This is a genomic window from Caballeronia sp. NCF2, assembly GCF_023631205.1.
GTDB lineage: Bacteria > Pseudomonadota > Gammaproteobacteria > Burkholderiales > Burkholderiaceae > Caballeronia > Caballeronia zhejiangensis.
In genome coordinates this window covers 1-272 of the sequence record NZ_JALQDN010000132.1, presented here as the reverse complement: position 1 = coordinate 272, position 272 = coordinate 1, and the positions used below count along the sequence as shown (strand labels likewise).

Below are 272 nucleotides of genomic sequence, written 5' to 3'. Positions count from 1 at the left end.
CAGCAGCACGGACAGCGAGATCGCGGTCTTGGCGATCAACTCGCCGGAGATCATGCCCTGCGCGAAGGCAACGCAGGTCGCGCTGAAGGTCGGCAAGAGCAAGTCGTTATCCACCACGCGCGCGACGCATTCCCATAACGCCATGAGCACGAGGGCGATCAGCACCTTGCGCAGCCACGCGCGGTCGAAAAGACGCGTCGCAAGTGGCAAGCTCGCGTCGCGCCGCGTCACATCGGCTGCGGGCGAGAATGTCGACGGATGCCGTTCAAACT

Annotated in this window: 1 pseudogene; it reads right to left on the bottom strand. The window is 64.0% G+C overall.

What is annotated here, in order from left to right:
• Positions 1–231 (bottom strand): annotated as a pseudogene (locus NCS02_RS36210) (ABC transporter permease); the annotation flags it as partial.
• Positions 232–272: the final 41 nt, after the last annotated feature.